General features: G+C 61.3%; 18 protein-coding genes. 11 read left to right on the forward strand and 7 right to left on the reverse strand.

Annotation, left to right across the window (positions count from 1 at the left end; all coding sequences use genetic code 11):
- Positions 1 to 37 precede the first annotated feature (37 nt).
- The 3 genes from KIO76_RS27865 to KIO76_RS27875 all read right to left on the reverse strand — a co-directional run bounded on the left by KIO76_RS27865 (position 38) and on the right by KIO76_RS27875 (position 1850).
- Positions 38 to 826, reverse strand: coding sequence for an anti-sigma factor family protein (locus tag KIO76_RS27865; RefSeq protein ID WP_213326812.1), 789 nt, complete (start codon positions 824 to 826; stop codon positions 38 to 40).
- On the reverse strand, positions 823 to 1326 hold the full coding sequence (locus tag KIO76_RS27870) for an RNA polymerase sigma factor (RefSeq protein ID WP_213326813.1): 504 nt from the start codon (positions 1324 to 1326) through the stop codon (positions 823 to 825). The genes KIO76_RS27865 and KIO76_RS27870 overlap by 4 nt, the downstream gene beginning before the upstream one ends.
- A 131-nt stretch (positions 1327 to 1457) precedes the next feature.
- The gene (locus KIO76_RS27875) at positions 1458 to 1850 is read right to left on the reverse strand and encodes a COG4315 family predicted lipoprotein (RefSeq protein WP_213326814.1); all 393 of its coding nucleotides are present in this window, start codon (positions 1848 to 1850) and stop codon (positions 1458 to 1460) included.
- Between the two features lie 194 nt (positions 1851 to 2044).
- On the opposite strand from KIO76_RS27875, the gene KIO76_RS27880 reads away from it, so the two are divergent.
- Positions 2045 to 2764, forward strand: coding sequence for an MgtC/SapB family protein (locus tag KIO76_RS27880; RefSeq protein ID WP_213326815.1), 720 nt, complete (start codon positions 2045 to 2047; stop codon positions 2762 to 2764).
- A 129-nt stretch (positions 2765 to 2893) separates the two neighbouring features.
- Here the strand turns inward: KIO76_RS27880 and KIO76_RS27885 are convergent, their stop codons facing one another.
- On the reverse strand, positions 2894 to 3958 hold the full coding sequence (locus tag KIO76_RS27885; protein WP_213327148.1) for a LacI family DNA-binding transcriptional regulator: 1065 nt from the start codon (positions 3956 to 3958) through the stop codon (positions 2894 to 2896).
- A 218-nt stretch (positions 3959 to 4176) separates the two neighbouring features.
- Between KIO76_RS27885 and KIO76_RS27890 the strand changes: the two genes are divergently transcribed.
- From KIO76_RS27890 to KIO76_RS27930, 9 genes are all read left to right on the forward strand, one after another.
- The gene (locus KIO76_RS27890; protein ID WP_213326816.1) at positions 4177 to 6120 is read left to right on the forward strand and encodes an ABC transporter substrate-binding protein; all 1944 of its coding nucleotides are present in this window, start codon (positions 4177 to 4179) and stop codon (positions 6118 to 6120) included.
- 123 nt (positions 6121 to 6243) lie between these two features.
- Complete coding sequence (locus KIO76_RS27895; protein WP_213326817.1) at positions 6244 to 7230, forward strand: ABC transporter permease; 987 nt, start codon at positions 6244 to 6246, stop codon at positions 7228 to 7230.
- 10 nt (positions 7231 to 7240) lie between these two features.
- Positions 7241 to 8371, forward strand: a complete 1131-nt coding sequence (locus KIO76_RS27900) for an ABC transporter permease (protein WP_213326818.1) — start codon at positions 7241 to 7243, stop codon at positions 8369 to 8371.
- Positions 8349 to 9476: an ABC transporter ATP-binding protein gene (locus KIO76_RS27905; RefSeq protein ID WP_213326819.1), complete on the forward strand. Its 1128-nt coding sequence runs from the start codon at positions 8349 to 8351 to the stop codon at positions 9474 to 9476. Before KIO76_RS27900 ends, KIO76_RS27905 begins: the two co-directional genes overlap by 23 nt.
- A complete protein-coding gene (locus KIO76_RS27910; protein WP_213326820.1) occupies positions 9469 to 10569 on the forward strand; it encodes an ABC transporter ATP-binding protein in 1101 nt (366 codons plus the stop codon). Before KIO76_RS27905 ends, KIO76_RS27910 begins: the two co-directional genes overlap by 8 nt.
- The gene (locus KIO76_RS27915) at positions 10562 to 11395 is read left to right on the forward strand and encodes a 5-deoxy-glucuronate isomerase (protein ID WP_213326821.1); all 834 of its coding nucleotides are present in this window, start codon (positions 10562 to 10564) and stop codon (positions 11393 to 11395) included. The genes KIO76_RS27910 and KIO76_RS27915 overlap by 8 nt, the downstream gene beginning before the upstream one ends.
- 90 nt (positions 11396 to 11485) lie before the next feature.
- Complete coding sequence (locus tag KIO76_RS27920) at positions 11486 to 13342, forward strand: GH39 family glycosyl hydrolase (RefSeq protein ID WP_213326822.1); 1857 nt, start codon at positions 11486 to 11488, stop codon at positions 13340 to 13342.
- 10 nt (positions 13343 to 13352) lie between these two features.
- Positions 13353 to 14210 carry a sugar phosphate isomerase/epimerase family protein gene (locus KIO76_RS27925; RefSeq protein ID WP_213326823.1) on the forward strand — a complete coding sequence of 286 codons (858 nt, stop codon included), beginning with the start codon at positions 13353 to 13355 and terminating at the stop codon, positions 14208 to 14210.
- The gene (locus tag KIO76_RS27930) at positions 14207 to 15247 is read left to right on the forward strand and encodes a hydroxyacid dehydrogenase (RefSeq protein WP_213326824.1); all 1041 of its coding nucleotides are present in this window, start codon (positions 14207 to 14209) and stop codon (positions 15245 to 15247) included. Before KIO76_RS27925 ends, KIO76_RS27930 begins: the two co-directional genes overlap by 4 nt.
- Before the next feature lie 65 nt (positions 15248 to 15312).
- Here KIO76_RS27930 and KIO76_RS27935 read toward each other — a convergent pair whose 3' ends face one another.
- The 3 genes from KIO76_RS27935 to KIO76_RS27945 form a co-directional block, all read right to left on the reverse strand.
- Positions 15313 to 16338 carry a hydroxyacid dehydrogenase gene (locus KIO76_RS27935; RefSeq protein ID WP_213326825.1) on the reverse strand — a complete coding sequence of 342 codons (1026 nt, stop codon included), beginning with the start codon at positions 16336 to 16338 and terminating at the stop codon, positions 15313 to 15315.
- A gap of 129 nt (positions 16339 to 16467) precedes the next feature.
- Complete coding sequence (locus KIO76_RS27940) at positions 16468 to 17322, reverse strand: sugar phosphate isomerase/epimerase family protein (protein WP_283771527.1); 855 nt, start codon at positions 17320 to 17322, stop codon at positions 16468 to 16470.
- A 9-nt stretch (positions 17323 to 17331) separates the two neighbouring features.
- Positions 17332 to 18339, reverse strand: coding sequence for a hypothetical protein (locus KIO76_RS27945; RefSeq protein WP_213326827.1), 1008 nt, complete (start codon positions 18337 to 18339; stop codon positions 17332 to 17334).
- Between the two features lie 328 nt (positions 18340 to 18667).
- On the opposite strand from KIO76_RS27945, the gene KIO76_RS27950 reads away from it, so the two are divergent.
- Positions 18668 to 19957 carry an ABC transporter substrate-binding protein gene (locus KIO76_RS27950; protein ID WP_213326828.1) on the forward strand — a complete coding sequence of 430 codons (1290 nt, stop codon included), beginning with the start codon at positions 18668 to 18670 and terminating at the stop codon, positions 19955 to 19957.
- Positions 19958 to 20072 lie beyond the last annotated feature (115 nt).

A 20072-nucleotide genomic window follows, 5' to 3' on the forward strand; every position in this document is an offset into this window, starting at 1 on the left:
TGCATCGCGGACATCAGCTCATGTGTTTTGCCATGCATTATCGCTGCAGCACCTCGCCGTCGAGGCTTTGATAGACGACCTCCGCAATCGGCAGCAATTCGCTTCTGTTGGAGTTCGCAGTTACCGCAAAGCCGTAGCCCTGGTCGAGCCATGCGAAAGTCGCGGCGTCTCCGTCCTGCCGGAAACGAAACGCGGTCTCGACGCCCGGGGTCGCCTGCACATACACCGTCAACCTGCGTCCGCCGCTCGTCTCATACATCAGCTGGGCGGCGGCGCCGGCGTCGGCGGACAAGAGCCTTCCCCCCATCAAATGAAAGCCGAACCGGCTCAGATCCGGGGCCTTCAGCGGGCGGCCAAGGCGTTTCGAGAGCCAGCGGATGAGATGGGCTTCCTGAGCGGCACCCACCTCCACCGGATGCGCGACCTCGACGACGAAGGTGCGATAGGCAGCGACAGCGTCGCGCGTGACGGCGGTGGTGCCAGGCGCGAGGGCCGTGCTCTGTCCTCGCGCGAGCCAGCCCCCGACACCACCGACGGCTAACAAGACAAGAGCAGCTGCCGCGCCGGCCGCTCGCCGCTGCCAAAGCTGGCGCCGCGCTGTGCGGATAGCAGCGACGCGCAGCCTTGCCGGGACGGGTTCGGCAAATTTTGCCTGCAAGGCGCCACGCAGGACATTTCGGTGCTGCTGTTCCAGGAACACGCGCGCCCTGATATCCGGATTGGCTTCCAGATAGTCTTCGACAACCGCCCGCCTCTCACCGCCGAGGCGCCCGTCGACAAACGACTGCAGGTCGTCCTCTCCAATGGGCGCTTGCGAGCCGCTCATTTCACCCTCCGGAGCCACGTCCCACCACCTCTGTCCATCAATGCGCGCAGGTTTTGACGCGCCCTTGCCAGGCGCGACATCACCGTGCCGCGCGGGATGCCAAGAACAACCGCGGTCTCCTCATAGGAAAGATCTTCGACGCCGACGAGCAGCAGTATCGCCCTGTGCTCCTCCGGGAGCCGGTCGAGCGCTGTCAGCACATCCTGTGTCTCAAGGCCTGCGTCCTGGGCGGGATGGACGCTCAGCGCGACATCATCGATGTCAACTTCGGTGCCACGTCTGCGCCTCTGGCGGAAATCGCTGATGTAAAGATTGCGCAGGATCGTAAACAGCCAGGCTTTCAGGTCACCATCGCGGCGGCGCAGATACCAGCGTGCGACAGCCCGTTCCAGGCAGTCCTGAACGAGATCGTCCGCAAGGTCGTGATTGCGCACAAGCGCGTAGGCGTAGCGGCGCAAGGCCGGTATCTGGGGTTCCAGGAGAGCGGCAACGTCATCCAAGGTGGGTCACCACGGGGCTTGCGCCCCTCGGGAAAAGTCAGTCGGGCGAATGCACCTATGTGACAACAACAGGAGGCGGAGCACCAGCGGCGTGTTGACGAGGCGCTCCGCTTGTCGTTCGCACGTGATCGTCAGGGCGCCGCGACATGCCAGGTGTTGTTGGCAGCACCTTCACCGGTTACGTCGCCGGGCTTGGTATCCTTGACCCAGGTATAAAGGGGCTTCGACTTATAGGCCCACTGCTTGGAGCCATCGTCGCGCGTCACGATGGACCAGTCACCGCTGGCGGTGGCGCCAGCGGCAACCATCAGGGGTGGCCAGTTGGTGGCGCAAGTGCCGTTACAGGCGGATTTTCCAGCCGAATCCTTGTCGAATATGTAGAGGGTCATGCCCTTCGCATCGACGAGAGTCTTACCCTTCGACGTCTCAGCCACCTTGGCGGGCGCGGCCGCCTGAGCCAGCGCGCCACCAGCCACGGCAAGGGCTCCAATCATCAGGGCTGCGCGAATGATCGGTGTCAGCATTGTTTTCATCTCCCACGGTCGAACTGACCGCTCATGAAAGACGCCTCGCGAGGCGGCTTATTCCATTGCTGCGAAAATTTATTCCGTGGCTGAGGTGGCTACCCCGCGACACCCGGGCAACGCGCCGTCACATGGATTGCGGCCAAGCTCATGTATGTTGTGAGCCGATTAACAGAGTCGAGTCGGCAGAATCGATGCAGTTCATAGAGACATTCAACCTGACAGCGTTGCTCGACACATTCATAAGTCTGCTCGGTGCGTTCATTCTCGGCACGCTGATCGGCGTCGAGCGGCAATATCGGCAACGCAGCGCCGGGCTGCGCACCAACGTTCTTGTCGCCGTGGGTGCTGCAGCCTTCGTGGATCTCGCACTTCTTATTGCGGGGACGGAGGGGGCTGCCCGTGTCATCTCCTATGTGGTGTCGGGCGTGGGCTTCCTCGGCGCGGGCGTCATCATGAAAGAGGGAGGCAATGTCCGCGGATTAAACACAGCGGCAACGCTATGGGCCTCGGCGGCCGTCGGAGCCTGCGCCGGAGCGGACAGGCTCGCGGAGGCCGGCCTCGTCACGCTGTTCATCCTCGCTGGCAACACATTGCTGCATCCACTTGTCAATGCAATCAACCGGCTCCCTATCGACGAGGGCAGCTCAGAAGCCAACTACGAGGTGCGGGTGCTCGCGGAGACACATCTCGCGCCGGATATCCGGGAACGCATTACAGAGGTGTTGAAGAAGGCGAAGTATCCGGTGGCCGACATCGAGATGGAGCCGAGCACCGATGACCGTACACAGATCGTCGCGACGCTGGTGAGCACCACGGTCGACGCCCAGGAACTCAATACCGCCGTCAGCTCGATACGACGGCTTGCAGGCGTGCGGCGTGTCAGCTGGGAGGTCAGCACACTCGACGTCTGACCTTGCGTTGCGGGTTGTAGCTGCCTCCGCCGCCGATTGAGCGGTGACGTAGGAGCCAGCACCTCCGGTCCAGAATACAGGCCCTTGTTTGCTGTCCCACGCGTGCGGCTCCGAATTATGGGTTTGAGCCTACGGAAACGGAAAATCCGTCGTTTCACGTGCGATCAGATCCGGCTCGATCAGGATGCCGTGCTGGGTGTTGCGTTCTTCGATCCTGTCCAGGAGCATTCGCATCGCAAGTTCGCCAAGGTCCTGCTTGGCGACACGCAAGGTCGTGAGTGCCGGAGACACGAGAGCTGCCACCGGAATATCGTCACATCCGGTCACCGCGATTTCCTCGGGCACGGCGATGCCTGTGCCCTTCATCACGGACATTGCGCCTATCGCAATCAGATCGTTGTAGCAGATCAACGCGTCGATAGCGCCGCGATAGGGCAGCAAGGCGCGGCCGACCTCGGTGCCGCCCGCGAGATCCGGGGAGCTCGAGACCTCCGTCACGAGCGTCAGGTTGTGCCGGGCCAGGGCTCGGTCGAGGCCGCCACGGCGCTTCTGGCCGCCATAGGATGTCGAGAGCCCCGACGCGAACGCAAACCGGCTGCGCCCTTGGGCAACCAGCTTTTCGACCAGTGTCTCGACGCCGGAGGCATAGTCGATCTCGATCGTGCCGGCAATTCGCCGTGGCACAACCCTGTTGATGAGAACAACGGCGCGGTGGCCCTCTATGGCGCGGAGCAGGCGCTTCTCCTCGAGACGCGCGCTGCAGAGGATGATGCCGTCGACCCGACGTTCAAGAAGCGTGCCGATGACCTCTTCCTCCCGCGCTGGATCCTCCACGACATTCGACGTGAGCAACGTGTATCCCGCCGGCCGCGCCGCGAGCTCGGCACCGCGGATGATTTCAGGGAAGAAGGGATTAGCGATATCGGGAACAACGATGCCAACGACCTTTGAGCGATCGATACGCAAATTTTTGGCGAAGCTGTTCGGCCGATAATTGAGTGCCCCTGCGATCTCGAGAACGCGGGCGCGGGTTTCGGCACTCGCGCCGCCCCTGCTGTTGAGAACGCGCGAGACCGTCATCGGGGAGACACCGGCGGCTGATGCGACATCGGTGATTGTCGCGGGCCGCCCGGCCGGCGGCTCGGGGGCTTCAGCGGATTGCGCGGAGGACCGCGGCGGGCTCTTGGCATCCATCATAGCTTAACGATAGCGTTATCGTTCCCCGTCCATCGCCGCACAGGCGTTCACAGTCTCTACGGCGTTGTTAGCATAGGGATTCCTGGTTATCCATCGCCTTCCTCATAAAGTCGCGAGAAATTCCCGGCCGGTTCTTGACGCAATCATAACGATAACGATAACGTAGTTCCAACGCCCCGACATTGATCGAGAAGGCGCATATGGGAGGGTCGCTCATGTTGACGAGCCAACGCGCGCTCGGACGCGCGATATTGTACCTGTCCATCGGCTGCGGTGTTCTTGGTATCTCGGACCTGAACGTGCGCACCGCATTGGCCGCCGATTACAAAGAGGCGCCAAGCCTCGCCAAAGAGGTCGCGGCAGGCAAGCTTCCGCCTGTCGCGCAACGTCTCCCCGAGACACCCCTGGTCGTCAAGCCCGTGAATTCTATCGGCAGCTATGGCGGTACTTGGCGGCAGGCGCTCGTGGGGGCCTCCGACGGACTGCTGGAACGCACGATAGGCTACACACGCCTTGTGCGTTGGGACCCGCAGTGGACCGGCGTCGTCCCAGATGTCGCCGAGAGCTATTCGGTCAACAGCGACGGCACCGTGTATACCTTCAAGCTTCGCAAGGGCATCAAGTGGTCGGACGGAACACCGTTTACCGCCGATGACATCCTGTTCTGGTACAACGACATCTTGATGAACAAGGAGATCACGCCGGCTGTTCCACGCTGGCTGAGATCCGGGAACGACCCGGTTGTCGTCTCGAAATTGGACGATTCAACGATCCAGTTCAGCTTCAAAACACCAAACGGTATGCTGCTATACTATCTCGCCAGCAATCTCGGTTCAGATATCCTGGCGGGATCGCCGGCGCATTACCTCAAGAAGTTCCACAAAGCTCATAATCCCGACGTCGATCAACTGGTGAAGGCGGCCGGTGCTCCAAGCTGGGTCGCGCTCATCCAGGCCAAGGTCGGCAACTGGCAGTCGCCGGACCGCTGGAGGGACGCCGCGCGCCCCGTTCTCGATCCATGGAAACTGACGGTGCCCTATACCGGCACAACGCAGGTGGTTGCGGAGCGTAATCCCTATTATTTCAAGGTTGACCCCGAGGGGAACCAGCTGCCCTACATCGATCGGGTCACCTACGACGTCATGGGCGATGTCCAGTCCGTCATTCTGAAGGCCACCAATGGCGGCCTCGACATGCAGGCGCAGCGGCTCAATTCGCTGGAAACGGGCATGGTCTTGGCCGCGCATCGTGAACAGGGCGGCTACAAGCTGTTCAAGGTTCAGCCTGCCTGGTCGAATGGCATGCTCATCTGCCTCAACCAGACCGTCAAGAATCCGGTTCTGCGGCAAGTATTCCAGAACAAGGATTTCCGTATAGGATTGTCGCTGGCGATCAACCGCGATGAGATCAACGACATCCTCTACGCGGGACAGTCGCGCCCCTATCAGGCTGTGCCGCGGCCGGGAACGGCGCTTTACGACGAGAAGCTCGCTACTCAATATACGAAGTTCGATGTGAAAGCGGCGAACGAGGCGATCGATCGCTCAGGCTTCACCAAGCGTGACGACCAGGGCTATCGCATTGGGCCCGATGGCAAACGCATTGCGTTCTCCATCGATGTTCAGACCGCGCGAAAAGATCACATCGACGCTCTCGAGCTCATCCGCAAGTATTGGAAAGCCGTGGGTGTCGACATGCAGCCCAAGCCGATCGAATCGTCATTCGCCGTGGCGCGCATGTTGGCCAACGACCAGGAAGGCCTCGTATGGATCGGCGGTGGCGGATATGACTTCCTGGGGCTTCTCGACCCCAAATGGTACTTCCCCTACGAAAACCAGTCAGCCTTTGGCTCGGCTTGGGGCATTTACTACCAGAATCCGAAGGATCCGAACGCCGAGGAGCCGCCAGCCTGGGCCAAGAAGCAGCAGGATCTTTACACTGAACTGCTGAAGACCGTCAGTGACGAAGGCAAGCTCGCGCTGATGCGACAGATCCTGGCGATCACCGGCGAGGAATTCCCTGTGATCGGCACGGATATGGATCCTGACAACTACGGCGTCGTGAAGACCAATTTTCACAACGTCCCCGAGATCATGCCAGATACGGCCTTCTATGTGACGCCCGGTCCCACAAACCCCGAGCAATACTACATGAAGTGAGACAAAGAGAGGCGCGTTGATTGTCGCGCCTCCCAACGCTGACAGCCATCGCTGACGTCAGGTCATCAAATCCGCGAGGCGATTGAGAGACCGTGCCGTGGACCTCGCGGCGAAGGAGTGATCATGTGGCGCTTCATTGCACAACGTGTCTTCTATACGGCGTTGACGCTGGCAGCGGTCTCAGTCGTCTCGTTCCTCATCATCCAATTGCCGCCGGGAGACTTCCTGACTTCGCTCGCAGGCAAGATGGCGGAACAGGGCGGGGATCTCGACAGCGCCTCCCTCGCCGGCCTCAAGGCCCGCTATGGTCTGGATCAGCCCTGGTACATCCAGTATTGGCGCTGGATTACAGGCATTCTCCTGCATGGGGACTTCGGCCAGTCCTTTGAGTGGAACAAACCGGTCTCCGAGTTGCTCTGGGACCGCATGGGAATGACCTTGCTCCTGTCCCTGGTGACACTTGTCGTGACCTGGATGCTGGCCCTGCCGATCGGGATCTACAGCGCGGTCCGCCGCTATTCCGTGCTGGATTACGTGGTAACGTTCCTGGGCTTCATCGGCCTCGCCATCCCGAGCTTCCTCCTGTCGCTCGCACTCATGTATATCCTCTCGCGCTATGCAGGGATGAGCGTCGGCGGACTGTTTTCTCCGGCTTACGTCAATGCGCCATGGAGCTGGGCCAAACTTCTCGACCTCGCAGCGCATCTGTGGCTGCCCGTGCTGATCCTGTCGACCTCCGGCACAGCCGCGCTGATAAGGATCATGCGCGCCAATCTGATCGACGAGTTGCACAAACCCTATGTGCAGACCGCCCGCGCAAACGGCCTCGGTGAAATGGAGCTCCTGTTCAAGTATCCCGTGCGCGTCGCGCTCAATCCTTTTGTCTCCACAATCGGTTGGGTGCTGCCGCATCTGTTCTCGGGCGCGGTGATCGTTTCCGTCGTCTTGAGCCTGCCAACAGCCGGTCCACTCCTACTCAGCGCGCTGCTCGCGCAGGATATGTATCTCGCCGGCAGCTTCATTCTCATCCTGTCTGCCCTGACAGTCATCGGCACCCTGTTATCGGATCTGCTGCTCGCCTGGCTCGACCCGCGCGTGCGCTACCAGTGAGGTCTCCGCAATGACCGACGCGACTGCCACCGGTGGCTTGGCTCCACCACGCCGAAAGCTCGTCGAGCTCGGCCAATGGGGCCTCATCTATCGGCGTTTTCGCAAGCATAAGCTCGCTTACTGGAGCGGGTTTATTGTCCTCGTGATCTACGCGGTGGCGCTATTTGCGGAATTCGTAGCGCCCTACTCCTCGGATCGCTACAACCCCCGCTATATCTATTCACCGCCGCAAGTTCTCAAGATGTTCGGCCGGGATCAAAATGGTGATCTCGCGCTGCTTTACGTGAACGGATACAAGGTCGAGCTTGACCCTGTCGCCTTGCAGCGGCGCTTTGTCATCGACGAGAACCGCGTTTATCCCGTCGGCTTCTTTGTAAAGGGTGAGCCGTATCACCTGTTCGGCCTGATCCCGGCCGAGCGCCATCTGATTGGTCCGGTGGACCCCAGTGCACCGATGTATCTATGGGGAACGGATCGCCTGGGTCGGGATCTTCTGAGCCGGACCATCCACGGCACCCGCATCTCGATGTCGATCGGCCTTGTCGGTGTCACGATCAGTCTCATCCTCGGCATTCTGCTCGGCGGCATCTCGGGCTACTACGGCGGCTGGGCGGACCAGGCGGTGCAGAGGACGATCGACTTCCTCAAGTCGATCCCCACCATCCCTCTGTGGATGGGCCTCGCAGCCGCTATTCCGGATCGGATGGACCCCCTCCTCGTCTATTTCTGGATCACCGTGATCCTGTCCCTGATCGGGTGGACGGATCTGGCGCGCGTCGTTCGCGGCCGTTTTCTCTCTCTCAAGACGGAGGACTTCGTCATGGCGGCGCGTCTGGACGGCTGCAGCCGCCAGCGCGTGATCTGGCATCACATGGTGCCGTCCTTCACCAGCCATATCGTCGCCTCGGTGACGCTCGCGATCCCGGCGATGATCCTCGCGGAAACCGCCCTGTCCTTCCTCGGCATTGGCCTGAAACCACCAGTGGTGAGCTGGGGTGTCCTCCTGAAGGACGCGCAAAGCCTTCTCGCGCTCACCCAGGCGCCCTGGCTGTTTCTGCCGGGCATCCCTGTCGTTGTTGCCGTCCTTGCCCTCAATTTCCTTGGAGATGGGATCCGTGATGCGGCTGACCCCTATTCGTGATGCGGACGCGAGCCAGCCGCGTGCGCTAAGACCGGCGGCCGAACCACAAGACCTTCTCTTCGAGGTTGAGAACCTGAAGGTGCATTTCGCGACGGACGATGGGCTTGTTCGTGCGGTCGACGGTGTCACCTTCGGAATCCCCCGCGCGAAAACCGTCTGCATCGTCGGTGAATCCGGCTCCGGCAAGAGCATCACGGGGCGCTCGCTGATGAACCTGCTCCCGCATACGGCGCGCATCGTCGATGGTCGGGTGCTCTATCATCCGGAACCGGGGCGGACGATCGACATCGGCAAGCTCGACCCGCGTGGCAAACCCATCCGCGCCCTGCGTGGCAAGGATGTCTCCTTCATCTCGCAAGAGCCTATGGCCGCGCTCTCTCCTGTGCACACCATCGGCCAGCAGATGGTCCCCGTCATTCGCCGTCATCTCAATCTCGGGCGCCGGGAAGCGACGGAGCGAGCGGCTGCCATGCTGGCGCGCGTTGGAATTCCGAAGCCGATGGAACGGCTTGGCAGCTACCCCTTCGAGTTTTCAGGCGGCATGCGCCAGAGGGTATGCATCGCGCTCGCTCTCTCCTGCAGGCCGAAGCTGGTGATCGCCGATGAGCCGACCACGGCGCTTGATGTCACGACCCAGGCCAATATCATCGATCTGCTTGTCGAGTTGCAGGAAGAATCCGGCCTATCGATCCTCTTCATCACGCACGATCTGGGTGTCGTCGCTGAGGTCGCGAGCAAAGTCGTCGTCATGTATCTCGGCAAGGTCGTTGAGCGCGGCAGCGTCGAGGAAATCTTCTACGATCCCCGCCATCCCTATACGCGCGCTCTGCTCAAGTCCGTGCCACGGCTTGGCGCAGGACGTGATACGCGGTTGGCCGCAATACGCGGAATGGTGCCCTCCCCCTTCGACAGGCCGAGGGGCTGTGATTTCCATCCCCGGTGTGACTTTGCAATCGCTGGCATCTGTGACGTGTCCGTGCCGCAGGACGTGGCGCTCGGCGGCAGTCGTTCCGTACGTTGCGTCTTGCCGGACGCGGTTTCTCCGGACGCGCGGGTGACGCAGGCCCCGCCGAGCCAGACACAGAGGACCCTTCGCCATGGCTGAAGCACTTGCCGGTGAAGCACTTGCGGGTCAAGCCCGTGCGGGTGCGACGGACGGGCAGACCCTGCTGGAATTGCGCAACGTTGCCAAGGTGTTCGCGCCCCGCACGACCCTTTTCGGGCGTGGCAAGAGCCGGCCCGTGCGGGCCGTCGATGGCGTCTCCTTCGATATCATGGCCGGTGAGACGCTCGGGGTAGTCGGGGAATCCGGATGCGGAAAGTCCACGGTCACCCGCTGCATACTCGGCATTCACGAGGTCTCGTCCGGCACGATCCGCTATCGCGACCGTGATGATCGGATGATTGACCTGACGGCATTGAGCGAGAATGAGCGGCTTGCCTATTGCACCGACCTCAGGATCGTCTTTCAGGATCCTCAGGCCTCTCTCAATCCGCGCCTGCCTGTCATCGACATCGTCGGCGAGGTGCTCAAGGTCAACCATCTCCTGCCGCGCTCCGAGATCGAGGGGCGGGTCCGCGAGCTATTGCAGCGCGTGGGGCTCCGGCCGGAATACGCGCGTCGCTATCCGCATGCTTTTTCGGGCGGAGAGCGGCAACGCGTCGGCATTGCCCGTGCCTTGGCGACCAATCCGCGCCTCGTCATACTCGACGAGGCCGTGTCAGCGCTCGACGTCAGCGTCCGCGCGCAAACGCTTAATCTCCTGAAGGATCTGCAGCAGGAATTCGGGCTCACATACCTGTTCGTCAGCCATGATCTCAGTGTCATCGAGTATATCTGTGACCGCGTCGTGGTGATGTATGTCGGTCAGATCGTAGAGATCGCGAGCTCGGCGGAGCTCTTCGCGCGTCCGATGCACCCCTATACCGAGGCGCTTCTTTCGGCCTTGCCCGTGCCGGATCCCGGCTTCAAGCGCCGCGGGCGCCGCATTCATCTGGCCGGAGAGGTGGCCGATCCCGCCAATCGCCCGGCCGGCTGCAGCTTCCACCCGCGATGCCGTTTCGCGACAGAGCGCTGCAAGGCGGAGATGCCGCCCCTGCGCAAGGTCGAAGGCCGCACCGTCGCTTGTCATCACGCCGAAGACCTTGCATTGCAAGGCGTGGATATGGGTTCAAGCCCAGAGGTTCAACATGCCTAAGCTTATCCGCCAACACGACAGCACTGACCGCGCCATCCTCGTCGAGGACGCCGTGCTCGATCGTGTCTACTTCAACTGTATCCGGCTCTCCCCCGGGGAGACGTTTGAGTTGCGGCTGCCGCGCCATGAATGCGTTATCGTTCTTATGTCCGGCACGGCCGACATCTTCGTCGATGGTGAGCGTTTCGCCACGGTCGGTGGGCGCCCGGACGTGTGGTCAGGCGTCGCGGATTCCGTCTACGCGCCGCTCGGCGCAAGTATAAGGATCGAGGCTCTGGCCGGCCCTGTCGAGGTCGCGATCGCCGGCGGACTGACGGACGAAAGCCACCGTGCCTTCCGCATTCGGCCCGATGAGGTGGAAACGGTGGAGGTGGGATCGCCGGGGACCCATAGCCGCCGGCGTATCCTGCACATTCTCGGTCAGAACGGCCACGGCCGTACCGGCCATCTCCTCGTCAGCGAGCTTTATGCGGACGACGGCTGCTGGTCCGGCTATCCGCCCCACAAACATGATACCGACCGCGGCGAGGGCGAGACCGATCATCAGGAGCTCTATCACTATCGCTTCCTGCCGCCCTCTGGTTTCGGCGTGCAGGTGACCTATGACGGCCAGAAGGAAACTTGCTTCATGACGCGCGACCGCGACACAGTGCTCGTAGACAGCGGCTATCACCCCACTGTGACATCACCTGGTCATCGATCATACATCTTCACAATACTCGTGGGAAAATCGCATAGGGGACTGGTCCAATATTTTGACCCCGCCCATCTTCATCTCACGGAGACGATCCCGGGTATCCAAGCCATGCGGGATAAATTCAAATAATGATGGATGGCTCGCGTCTTCAGGCGGGGCTCCCGCAAGGTCCCGGAGGCGAACATTCAGGATGAGCATCCATGATTGAGAGACTTTGACATGTCCGGCACCACTGCAATCCGCATCGACCTCAAGAGCGAGGCCACGCCTTTCCGCCGGTTCTGGCGGTCCACGGGGTTCTCTCCGGCCGAACTCCTGCTTGAGCCGGAAATGCAGCAGACGCTCGCCTATGTCGGCGGCGTTCCGCGCCGTGGCATCGAGTATCTGCGCGTGCATTACATGCTCGACCTCGTCACGGCTGAACGCTTCGGACGGTATGACTGGTCAAGGCTCGATCGGGCGCTCGATGTCGTCCTAGAATACCGCCTCAAGCCATTTTTTGAGTTGATGGGCAACCCCTCCTATCTTTTCACTGATCTCACCGCGCGCGATCAGGCCCATTATTGGCGCGACTTCATGACCGAGCTCGCGCAGCGGTATCGTGCGCGTTTTGGCGCCGAGGAACTGCGCAGCTGGTATTTCGAGACCTGGAACGAGCCGGATATCTGGTGGAAGCTTGGCGGAGAGACTGGATTCAATAACTATTATGACGCCTGCCATGAGGGCTTGCGCGCCGTCGAGCCAGACATCACGCTCGGAGGCCCTGGTGTCGCCCGTCGTATTCCGCCGATTTTCAGATCCTTTCTGGCCCATTGCGATACTGGCGAGAATTTCTTCACCGGAGAGCGCGGCGTTCGCCTTGATTTTATTTCCGTGCACGAGAAAGGTGCACGCAAACATGCCGAGGATCTCACGCCAAACTCGCTAGCCATCTGCCAGCATGAGATGATGGCCGTCGATTATGTCCGACAGCATCATCCCCGCTTCGCTCATCTTCCTTTCATCAATAACGAATGCGATCCCCAGATCGGGTGGCACATTCACCATACGTGGCACGGCCTGCCCTATTTCGCCGGGCTCGCGGCAAAGATCATCGATCAGCATCAGCGCCTCCTCATCGAGGGCGAAGGGGTGGACTATCCCGTGCTGAGCAACGACAACGGCTTCCTTGGCCGCTGGGGCCACCGCACTCATCTCGCTTATTTCGGCGAGAGAGACATCAAGGCGGCGCAGAGCGAACATCTCACGGATATCGCCGCTCTCGAAAAGCGCATCGTCGAACCCGAGCCGTTCGAGCTGATAAAGAAGCCGGCGCTTTCAGTGATGGAACTACTCGCATGGCTGGGTGAGGAGCGCCTCGCCATCGGCGGTGATCCGCTCGATCCAGATCGCGACGGACTCGGCGTAATCGCCACGCGGCTGAGCGGGGGAGATCCTGCAGTCCTCCTCTATAACAGCGTCGATTCCTTCCGGCGATCCGGCGAGCGCTCCGTTCGCCTCACCTTCGATAATGTGACGCCGGGCGCGTATGCCCTGGCGCTGTTTCGCATCGAGGAAGGTCGGGGAGATCCCTATTCAGTCTGGGAGACGCTTGATGATCTCGACAGACCGAGCGGAGAAGCACTTGCCGCCATGCGCGCGGCCCAGGAGCCGGCACTCACGATCGATCAGATCCATGTGTCAGGCGCCAACCAGCAGGCAACCATCGCGCTGGATATCGCCCTGCCGGGCGTCGTTCTCGCAGTGCTCGTCCGTCGCGACGACAAGAGCCCCAGCGCACCGCGAAACCTGAAGCTCACCTCCTATGCGGGCCTCAACGGCGCGGTCAACACTGTGCTGTTCTGGCAGACCGGCGGACCGGACAGCCTTGAACTGTTCGATGTTCTCTGGAGCGCGAGCGAGAACGGGCCTTTCCGCGTCGTCAATACCGCGGGCCTGTTGTCGACGGTCTATCTGCACACCGTTGGTCAGGAAGCCGGCTTCTATAAGGTCCAGGCGCGCGATGTCTTCGGGCGGGTGAGCCCGCCGTCACCAGCCATCCCCGGCATCACTGCAGTCCCTTCCGCCGCCTCATGAGGCCCGACCCATGCGACACGCATTTTTTACCAAGCCCTTTCGCGATGTTTCTGCCAGCGACATGGCCGGGGCTGTCCGGGGTATCGGCTTTGGCGCGATTGACCTGCTCATCCGGGATGGATGGCACGTGGCGCCAGCCACCATTAGTACTCTTGCCGATCTGGTCCGCATGTTGGGTGATCACGGCCTCTCGATCGCCATGGTGACAACCGATATCACGGATGCGGAGGATCCGGCCACACCCGCAATCCTTGACCACTGCGCGGCCGCCGGCATCGATCTCCTGAGGATCGGCTATTGGCGTTACGATCCTGCCCAGGGTTATGCGGCGATCTGCGAACGCGGCCGGCGTCAGTTGGCGGCGCTCTCGCGCCTTGCCCAGCGCGCAGGCGTCCGGCTGGCCTTGCAGATGCATGGAGGCACGATCCATAGTTCAAGCGCCCAGATGTTGGCCCTTCTCGATGGCTGCGATCCGCGCTTCATGACGGCCTTCGTTGATCCCGGCAATCAGGCTGTTCAGGAAGGCCGGGAAGACTGGCGAGTCACCTTCGATGCGCTGGCACCATGGATATCGGTCGTCGGAGCCAAGAACGGCGGCTGGTTTCCCGGTGAGATCGATGCGGAGGGGCAGCGGCGTTGGCATGCGGACTGGATGCCGCTCTCCGATGGAATGGTTCCGTGGAATGACATCTTCGATCATCTCAAAAGAACAGGCTTCGATGGCGTGCTCTCCCAGCAGAGCCACTATCGCATGCCGTACCAGCAGCTCATCGACATCAGCCGTGCCGATCATGGCTTCGTCGCACGCCGTCTGGCGCAACAGCCACTCGATGCTTCTTTCGAAATTACCGGCAGGACCCTACCATGAGCTTTGCCATTCATACGTCTGCGGCGCATGCGGCCAGCAACCACCCCCTCGTCACCATCCTCCTTCCGCCGGAAGCCCGCAGCCTCGTTCTTAGCCAAGCCGCGGAGGAGAAGCTGCGGGGCTTCGCGCGGGTGCGGACAACCGACGAGCCAGCGCTGACTGAGCCGTTGATGGCGCAATTGCTGGATGGAGCCGCGGTCTGCATCACCGGGTGGGGCACTCCGCCGCTTGAGCCCTATCTCTCCGCCTGTCCCCAGCTTGGATTGGTCGCACATTGCGCAGGCAGCATCCGCCGCCTCGTCCCGGCGGCAGCGGTTGCGGACGGGTTGCGCGTGACGCATGCGGCGGCGGCCATCGGTGACTCCGTCGCCGAATTTACGATTGCCCAGATCCTGATGGCGCTTCGCCATGGTGATGCATTCGACAGCGGATTGAAGGCGGGCGCGGGCTGGGAGATGCGGAGCCGTTATCCCGGCCGGCTCCTAGGCGCGCTCACCGTTGGCATCGTGGGCGGGGGCTACGTTGGCCGCTCCGTGATGCGGCTCATCCGCCCCTTTGGCGCCCGCATCCTCGTCACCGATCCGGTGATGAGCGACGCGGCGGCGCGCGAACTCGGCGTCGAACTGGTATCGCTCGATGCGTTGATCGCGCAGTGTGACGTGGTCTCATTACACGCTCCCCTCCTGCCTGAAACCACCGGCATGTTCGGGCCAGCCGAACTAGCCCGGCTCAAGGATGGGGCCCTCCTCGTCAACATGGCGCGCTCTCCGCTGGTTGACGAAGGGGCGCTGCTGGCGGAATTGCGCAGCGGTCGGATCCGCGCGGCGCTCGACGTGTTCAATGTCGAGCCACTGCCAATGACGAGCCCATTCCGGGATCTTGGAGGGCATGTGCATCTGTCCCCCCATGCGGCGGGCCACACCCAGGACGGACACTGGCGTCAGGGCGACCTCATCGTCGCGGAGGTTGAGCGGTTTACGCGTGGGGAGCCGCTGCGACATGAAATCACCGCCGCGAGCTACGACCGTATGGCCTGAGCTGCGGCTATCGTGTGCGCAAAGAAGACGCGGGCGAGAACATTCGCCGCGCCGATGTTCCATCCTTATCCGATGCGCGCGAGCGAAGTTATCGCGATGTCGCCAAGCAGCGGCTTACCGGCGATGTAGCGCTCGATGTCGTTGATGATGGTTGTCAGCATGCGTCTGCGCTCCGTTCCTTGCGGGCCAGCGATATGGGGCGTCAGGAAAACGTTGGGGAGATCGAACAAGGGCGAATCCGGCGGAAGCGGCTCGGGATAGGTCACGTCGAGATTCGCCGAAATGCGGCCGGAGACGAGTTCTCGCACGAGCGCTGCATGATCGATCAACACACCCCTCGCGGTATTGATCAAGGTCGCGCCGTTCTTAAGCAAAGCGAGGCGTCGCGCATCGAGAATATTGATGGTCTCATCCGTGATCGGCGCGTGGACCGACAGAATATCGCAACGTCCAATCATATCGTCGAGGTTGTCGATCTTCTCCGCGCAGAGTGCGATGGCATGCTCGCGGGAAAGGAAGGGATCATAGACAAGAACCTCCATGTCGTAATCCCGCAAGCGCTCGATGACGCGCAGGCCGACACGGGATGCGCCGAGAATGCCAACGGTCTTGCCCAAGAGCCCACAATCGTGGGTCGCACGGCCGCCATAACTGATCTCGCGATGCCGCCGATACTGTTGAGATTGAGCAAAGGCGCGCTTTGCGGCGAAGACGATTGAAGCCAGCGTGAATTCAACGACGGGCAGCGCGACGGCGTTGACCGCAGCCGTGACGCTTATGCCGCGATGCCACACATCCTCTGAGAGAAATTGCTTCACCGTCGCGGCGAGATGGGCCACGAGCTTGAGGCGGGGTGCCATCTCGAGAGCGGCCGCGTCCAAGAGAGGCGCCCTCCATCCCGTCACCAGGATATCGGCTTGGGCGAGGAGCCGTGCGGCGCGTGCGTCGTGATAGGTCTGTATCGGCTCGTCATCGAGGACATCGGCAATGCTGGCGAGGCGCGCGAGGTCCCGGCTGTCGAGCGCGCCCGCGTATCGCTCCGGATCGAAGGCAAAGGCGAGAGTTGGGCGGATGGCGATTGGGCTATGCATGGATACGGTCGCTTTTGAAGAGATAAGGGGATGGGACCGAAGGTCGACCGGATGGAGCGACATATCGGTATTCCAGGGGGTAAGGCGGCTACGTCCTGGTTGCAGGATGGAATGCGAGCGCCCTCCAGGTCAGGCTGCGAGCAATGAACGGAAGTCTGGCAACACTGACTCCAAGGGCGCGAGTGCGGGGTGCCACAGGCGCTCCCACTCCAGGCTGACAACTCCCGAGAACCGCGAATGCCGGAGGACGTCCTGGAGATCCGACAAGGGAAACTCGCCCGAACCGAGCGGGACATAGCGGTAACCGTGGCGCGTATCCGGCGCCGCTACGCTGTCCTTCACGTGCATGTGGACGACCGCCTCACCTACGCGCGCCCAGGTGCGGGATGGAAGTTCTCCGCTTCTTCTCCACGTGTGATGGGTGTCCCAAAGGAGTTTGCAGCGGGGATATCGCGCGAGAAAGACTTCAAGCGCGGCTGGTTCAGCCAAGCTGTCATGCGTCTCGACGATGATGTCGACCGGCGGATCAAGTGCGGCGCTTTCCTCCATCCACCAGGAAAGCGTCTCACCCGCCTGCTCAAGCTCTTCCTCATCCCCTGTCCGCCCCCCGTCGAACACACGCAGGTAAGGCGCGCCAAGGGCCTGCGCCCACGGGATATACGTGCGGAAGCCGATGAGATCGCTCTCTGTGTTGCCGATCAACCGTAGGGAGGTGCCCAGCGCGGCCACTGGGACACCGAAGTCCGCCGCGGCGACGCGCAACTCTCCCGGCGTGCCGAAGCGGGCGGAAAAATAGGCTGGCAGATCGGTCCCGCCGCCGAGCGCGCGCAGCTCGATCATTGTAATCCCGTATCGCCTTGCAAGAGCGGAAACTGCGTCGATCTCCAACTCGGGGCAACCGAGCGAGGAAAAAGCCGTGGTATAAGAAGCGCTGGCAAAGCGAGGACTTGAACAGGAAGAGCTTGAATCGGTGAAGTTCGGCATGTCGTTTCGCTAGATGAAGGGACGACGGTCGAGAACGAGCTTCAGCGGACGATCGGTTACGATCAACCCGGGCAAGGCCTGTTGTACTTCCGCGAAGGCGCAGAGATTGCCGAATAGGGCATGCAGGTCATTGAGGCCCTCGTCCGTGGCGGGATCCAGCGACGATACGAAATCGCCGAGGCGTCGTGCCAACTTCTCCATCGCGCTCCGGGCTTCCCCAAAACGATGGTCACAGGCGCGCAGCGCACGGTTCATGCAGTAGAACCAGTCGATCTCGGCAAATCCGATGCGCTCGCCCAGCGGAAACTGCCGCTCGGCCTCCATCTCCAAACAGCTATCGATCAATCGCTCCGGATAGCGCAGGGGTCGTCGCGCGTATTGCATGTTGAACAGATAATGAAACGTTCCCGCCATATGCGGCACCATCGTCGTCGTGCCGCTATGGGTTATGCGGGGCAGGTCACGACCGGCAAGAAGGCCTGTGACGGGATCGGTGTTTTCCCAGAGCCAAGCGAAATAAGCGTCTTGCCAAGCGAGGTCGACCTCATCGGCGAGCACCAGCGCGGCATAAAGACCTGCTCCGCGATGGGACTCCCGCCACGGATTCCCGCGCCAGTCCAGGGAGGCGATGAAGTCCCGCACGCCCTCGGCTGTGGTGTAGGGGTGCAACGCGGTGAGCTGATACGAAGGCCCGGCATCGAACAGCTCGAGCGCGGCGATGCAATGCGCGGTGGTGTGGATGGGATGGTGCGTCGGCTCCTCGAACAGCCCGCTTTCGGGTGACTGCAACCCTTGCAACGCCCCGATCCAGGCGGCGCGCTCCTTCGGCTCGCGCGGGAAACGTCCGATGGTATAGAGAATATTGGCCGCATCAGCGCATCCGTAGGGATTGATGCCAAGGTCGCGCGAACCGTCATCCGCCTGCGTGTTCCAGCGACGGTAGACACCTGGCTCAAGAGCGTGATTGGTGACAATGGCCTCGGCATGTGTGATGAACCGGCGCAGATCGATCGTCATGGCTTCCGTCCCTGGTCTTCTTGTGAGCGCCCTGAACGGCGGCGCTCCGTGATCTTTCGAGATGGTCTGGCAGCCACCAATAGCGGGAATTGGCGAGCTTGCGCGAATTTGCGCATTTTCGCAAATCGCCCGCCTATGTCCCTGATCGTACCATTGCGGGGGCGCGGCCGATGGTTCACAGCTGACGAGATGCGCGAATGTCGATCCCCAACTCAGCATGAAAAGGAAATTTGCGCAACTTTTCGTTGACAGGAAAATTTGCGTAACAATGATCAGAGCGAGATGAAGGCCCGCGACAAGCAGGCTGCCGCCAACAAGGGAGATCGCCATGAGGGGTATTGTGCGTCTGATTATTGCGGGTGCGGCCGGGGGCGTGGTTCTCTCCGCCGGCGCTAGCGCCCAGGACATCATGATCTGGCACGACAAGGGAGAAGATGGGCTGCGCATGATTGAGCAGATGAGCGAGCTCTATAAGAAAGAGCACCCGAACGTCACAATCAAATCACTGTCCATGCCCACGGATCAATGGTTCAGCCGCACCATTGCCGCGTTGAATACGAACACCGCGCCGGATATCATCTTCAACGACAATCCACGGATCGTGCAGATACAGCAGACCACGCGCAAGCTATCGGACCTGAAACCGCAGCTTGACCAATTATCGGCTGACGATCGCAAAGCAATATCGCCAGCGGACGTTGCCGCTTCCACCTATCAGGATCGTGTGCTGCAGATCCCGTTCCAACGCACGATGACCGGCCTCGGTGTGCGCAAGAGCTGGCTGGCTAAGGTGGGTGAGCCCTATCCGCAGACGTGGGATGATGTCCTGCGCGTCGCGAAGAAATTCCAGGATGACGATCCCGATGGGAATGGGCGAAAAGATACCTTCGGAATTGCCATGCAAGCGGGCGACCCCGCGTCGATGATCAACGGCGGCATCAGCCTCCTCGTCTACGGCAACAGTCTTCCCCATCCTTTCGTCAATGATAAGGGCGACGTGATCATCGATCAACCGGAAGTCGCCAAGGCGACGATCGAGTATCTGAAGCTCTTTACCGACTATAAGCTCGTGTCGCCGGAAACCGTGAACCACACCTTTACCGATATGTACCAGCTCATCGAAGGCGGCCGTGTCGGCATGTTCCGCGTCGGCAACTGGAATGTCGGCAAGTGGGACAAGTCGCCGCCGGCCGGCGACTACATCGTCGGCGGTTATCCCACATTCGGTCCTGGCCCCGGCGCCATGGTCGTGGGATCGGTTCGCGGCATGGCAGTTCCAGAGAATGCGAAGAACAAGGAAGCCGCGAAGGAATTCGTCAAGTTCATCGTCTCGAAGGGAGCCCAGCAGATATCGCTCAACAACATGGGCGGAAGTGTGCGCGGGGATTTGGATACGAGCAGCCTCACCCCGGGCCTCAAGCCTTTCGTCGAAAGCAACAAGCTGCAGATGGACGATTTCGCCGCCGCGAAGTTTCCCTGGTATCTCAAGCTCCAGGAGGCCTATTACAAGCATCTCATCAATGCCGTGAACAACCCTCCTGCCGATTGGAACACCTGGATCAAGACGACGGCTGATGTGCTGCGTAAGGAGCAGGCAAACCTTCAGAAGAAGGGCTAGCGCTTCGGCGACGAGTTGGGCGTTTTCCCGCATTCTTATAATTTCCGCGAAGCCGTCACGATCAGATTGCCGGGATTGTTGAGCCCCGGCATCCAGCATCCCTGACAATATTGCG

Source organism: Chelatococcus sp. YT9, assembly GCF_018398315.1.
Classification (GTDB): Bacteria; Pseudomonadota; Alphaproteobacteria; order Rhizobiales; family Beijerinckiaceae; genus Chelatococcus.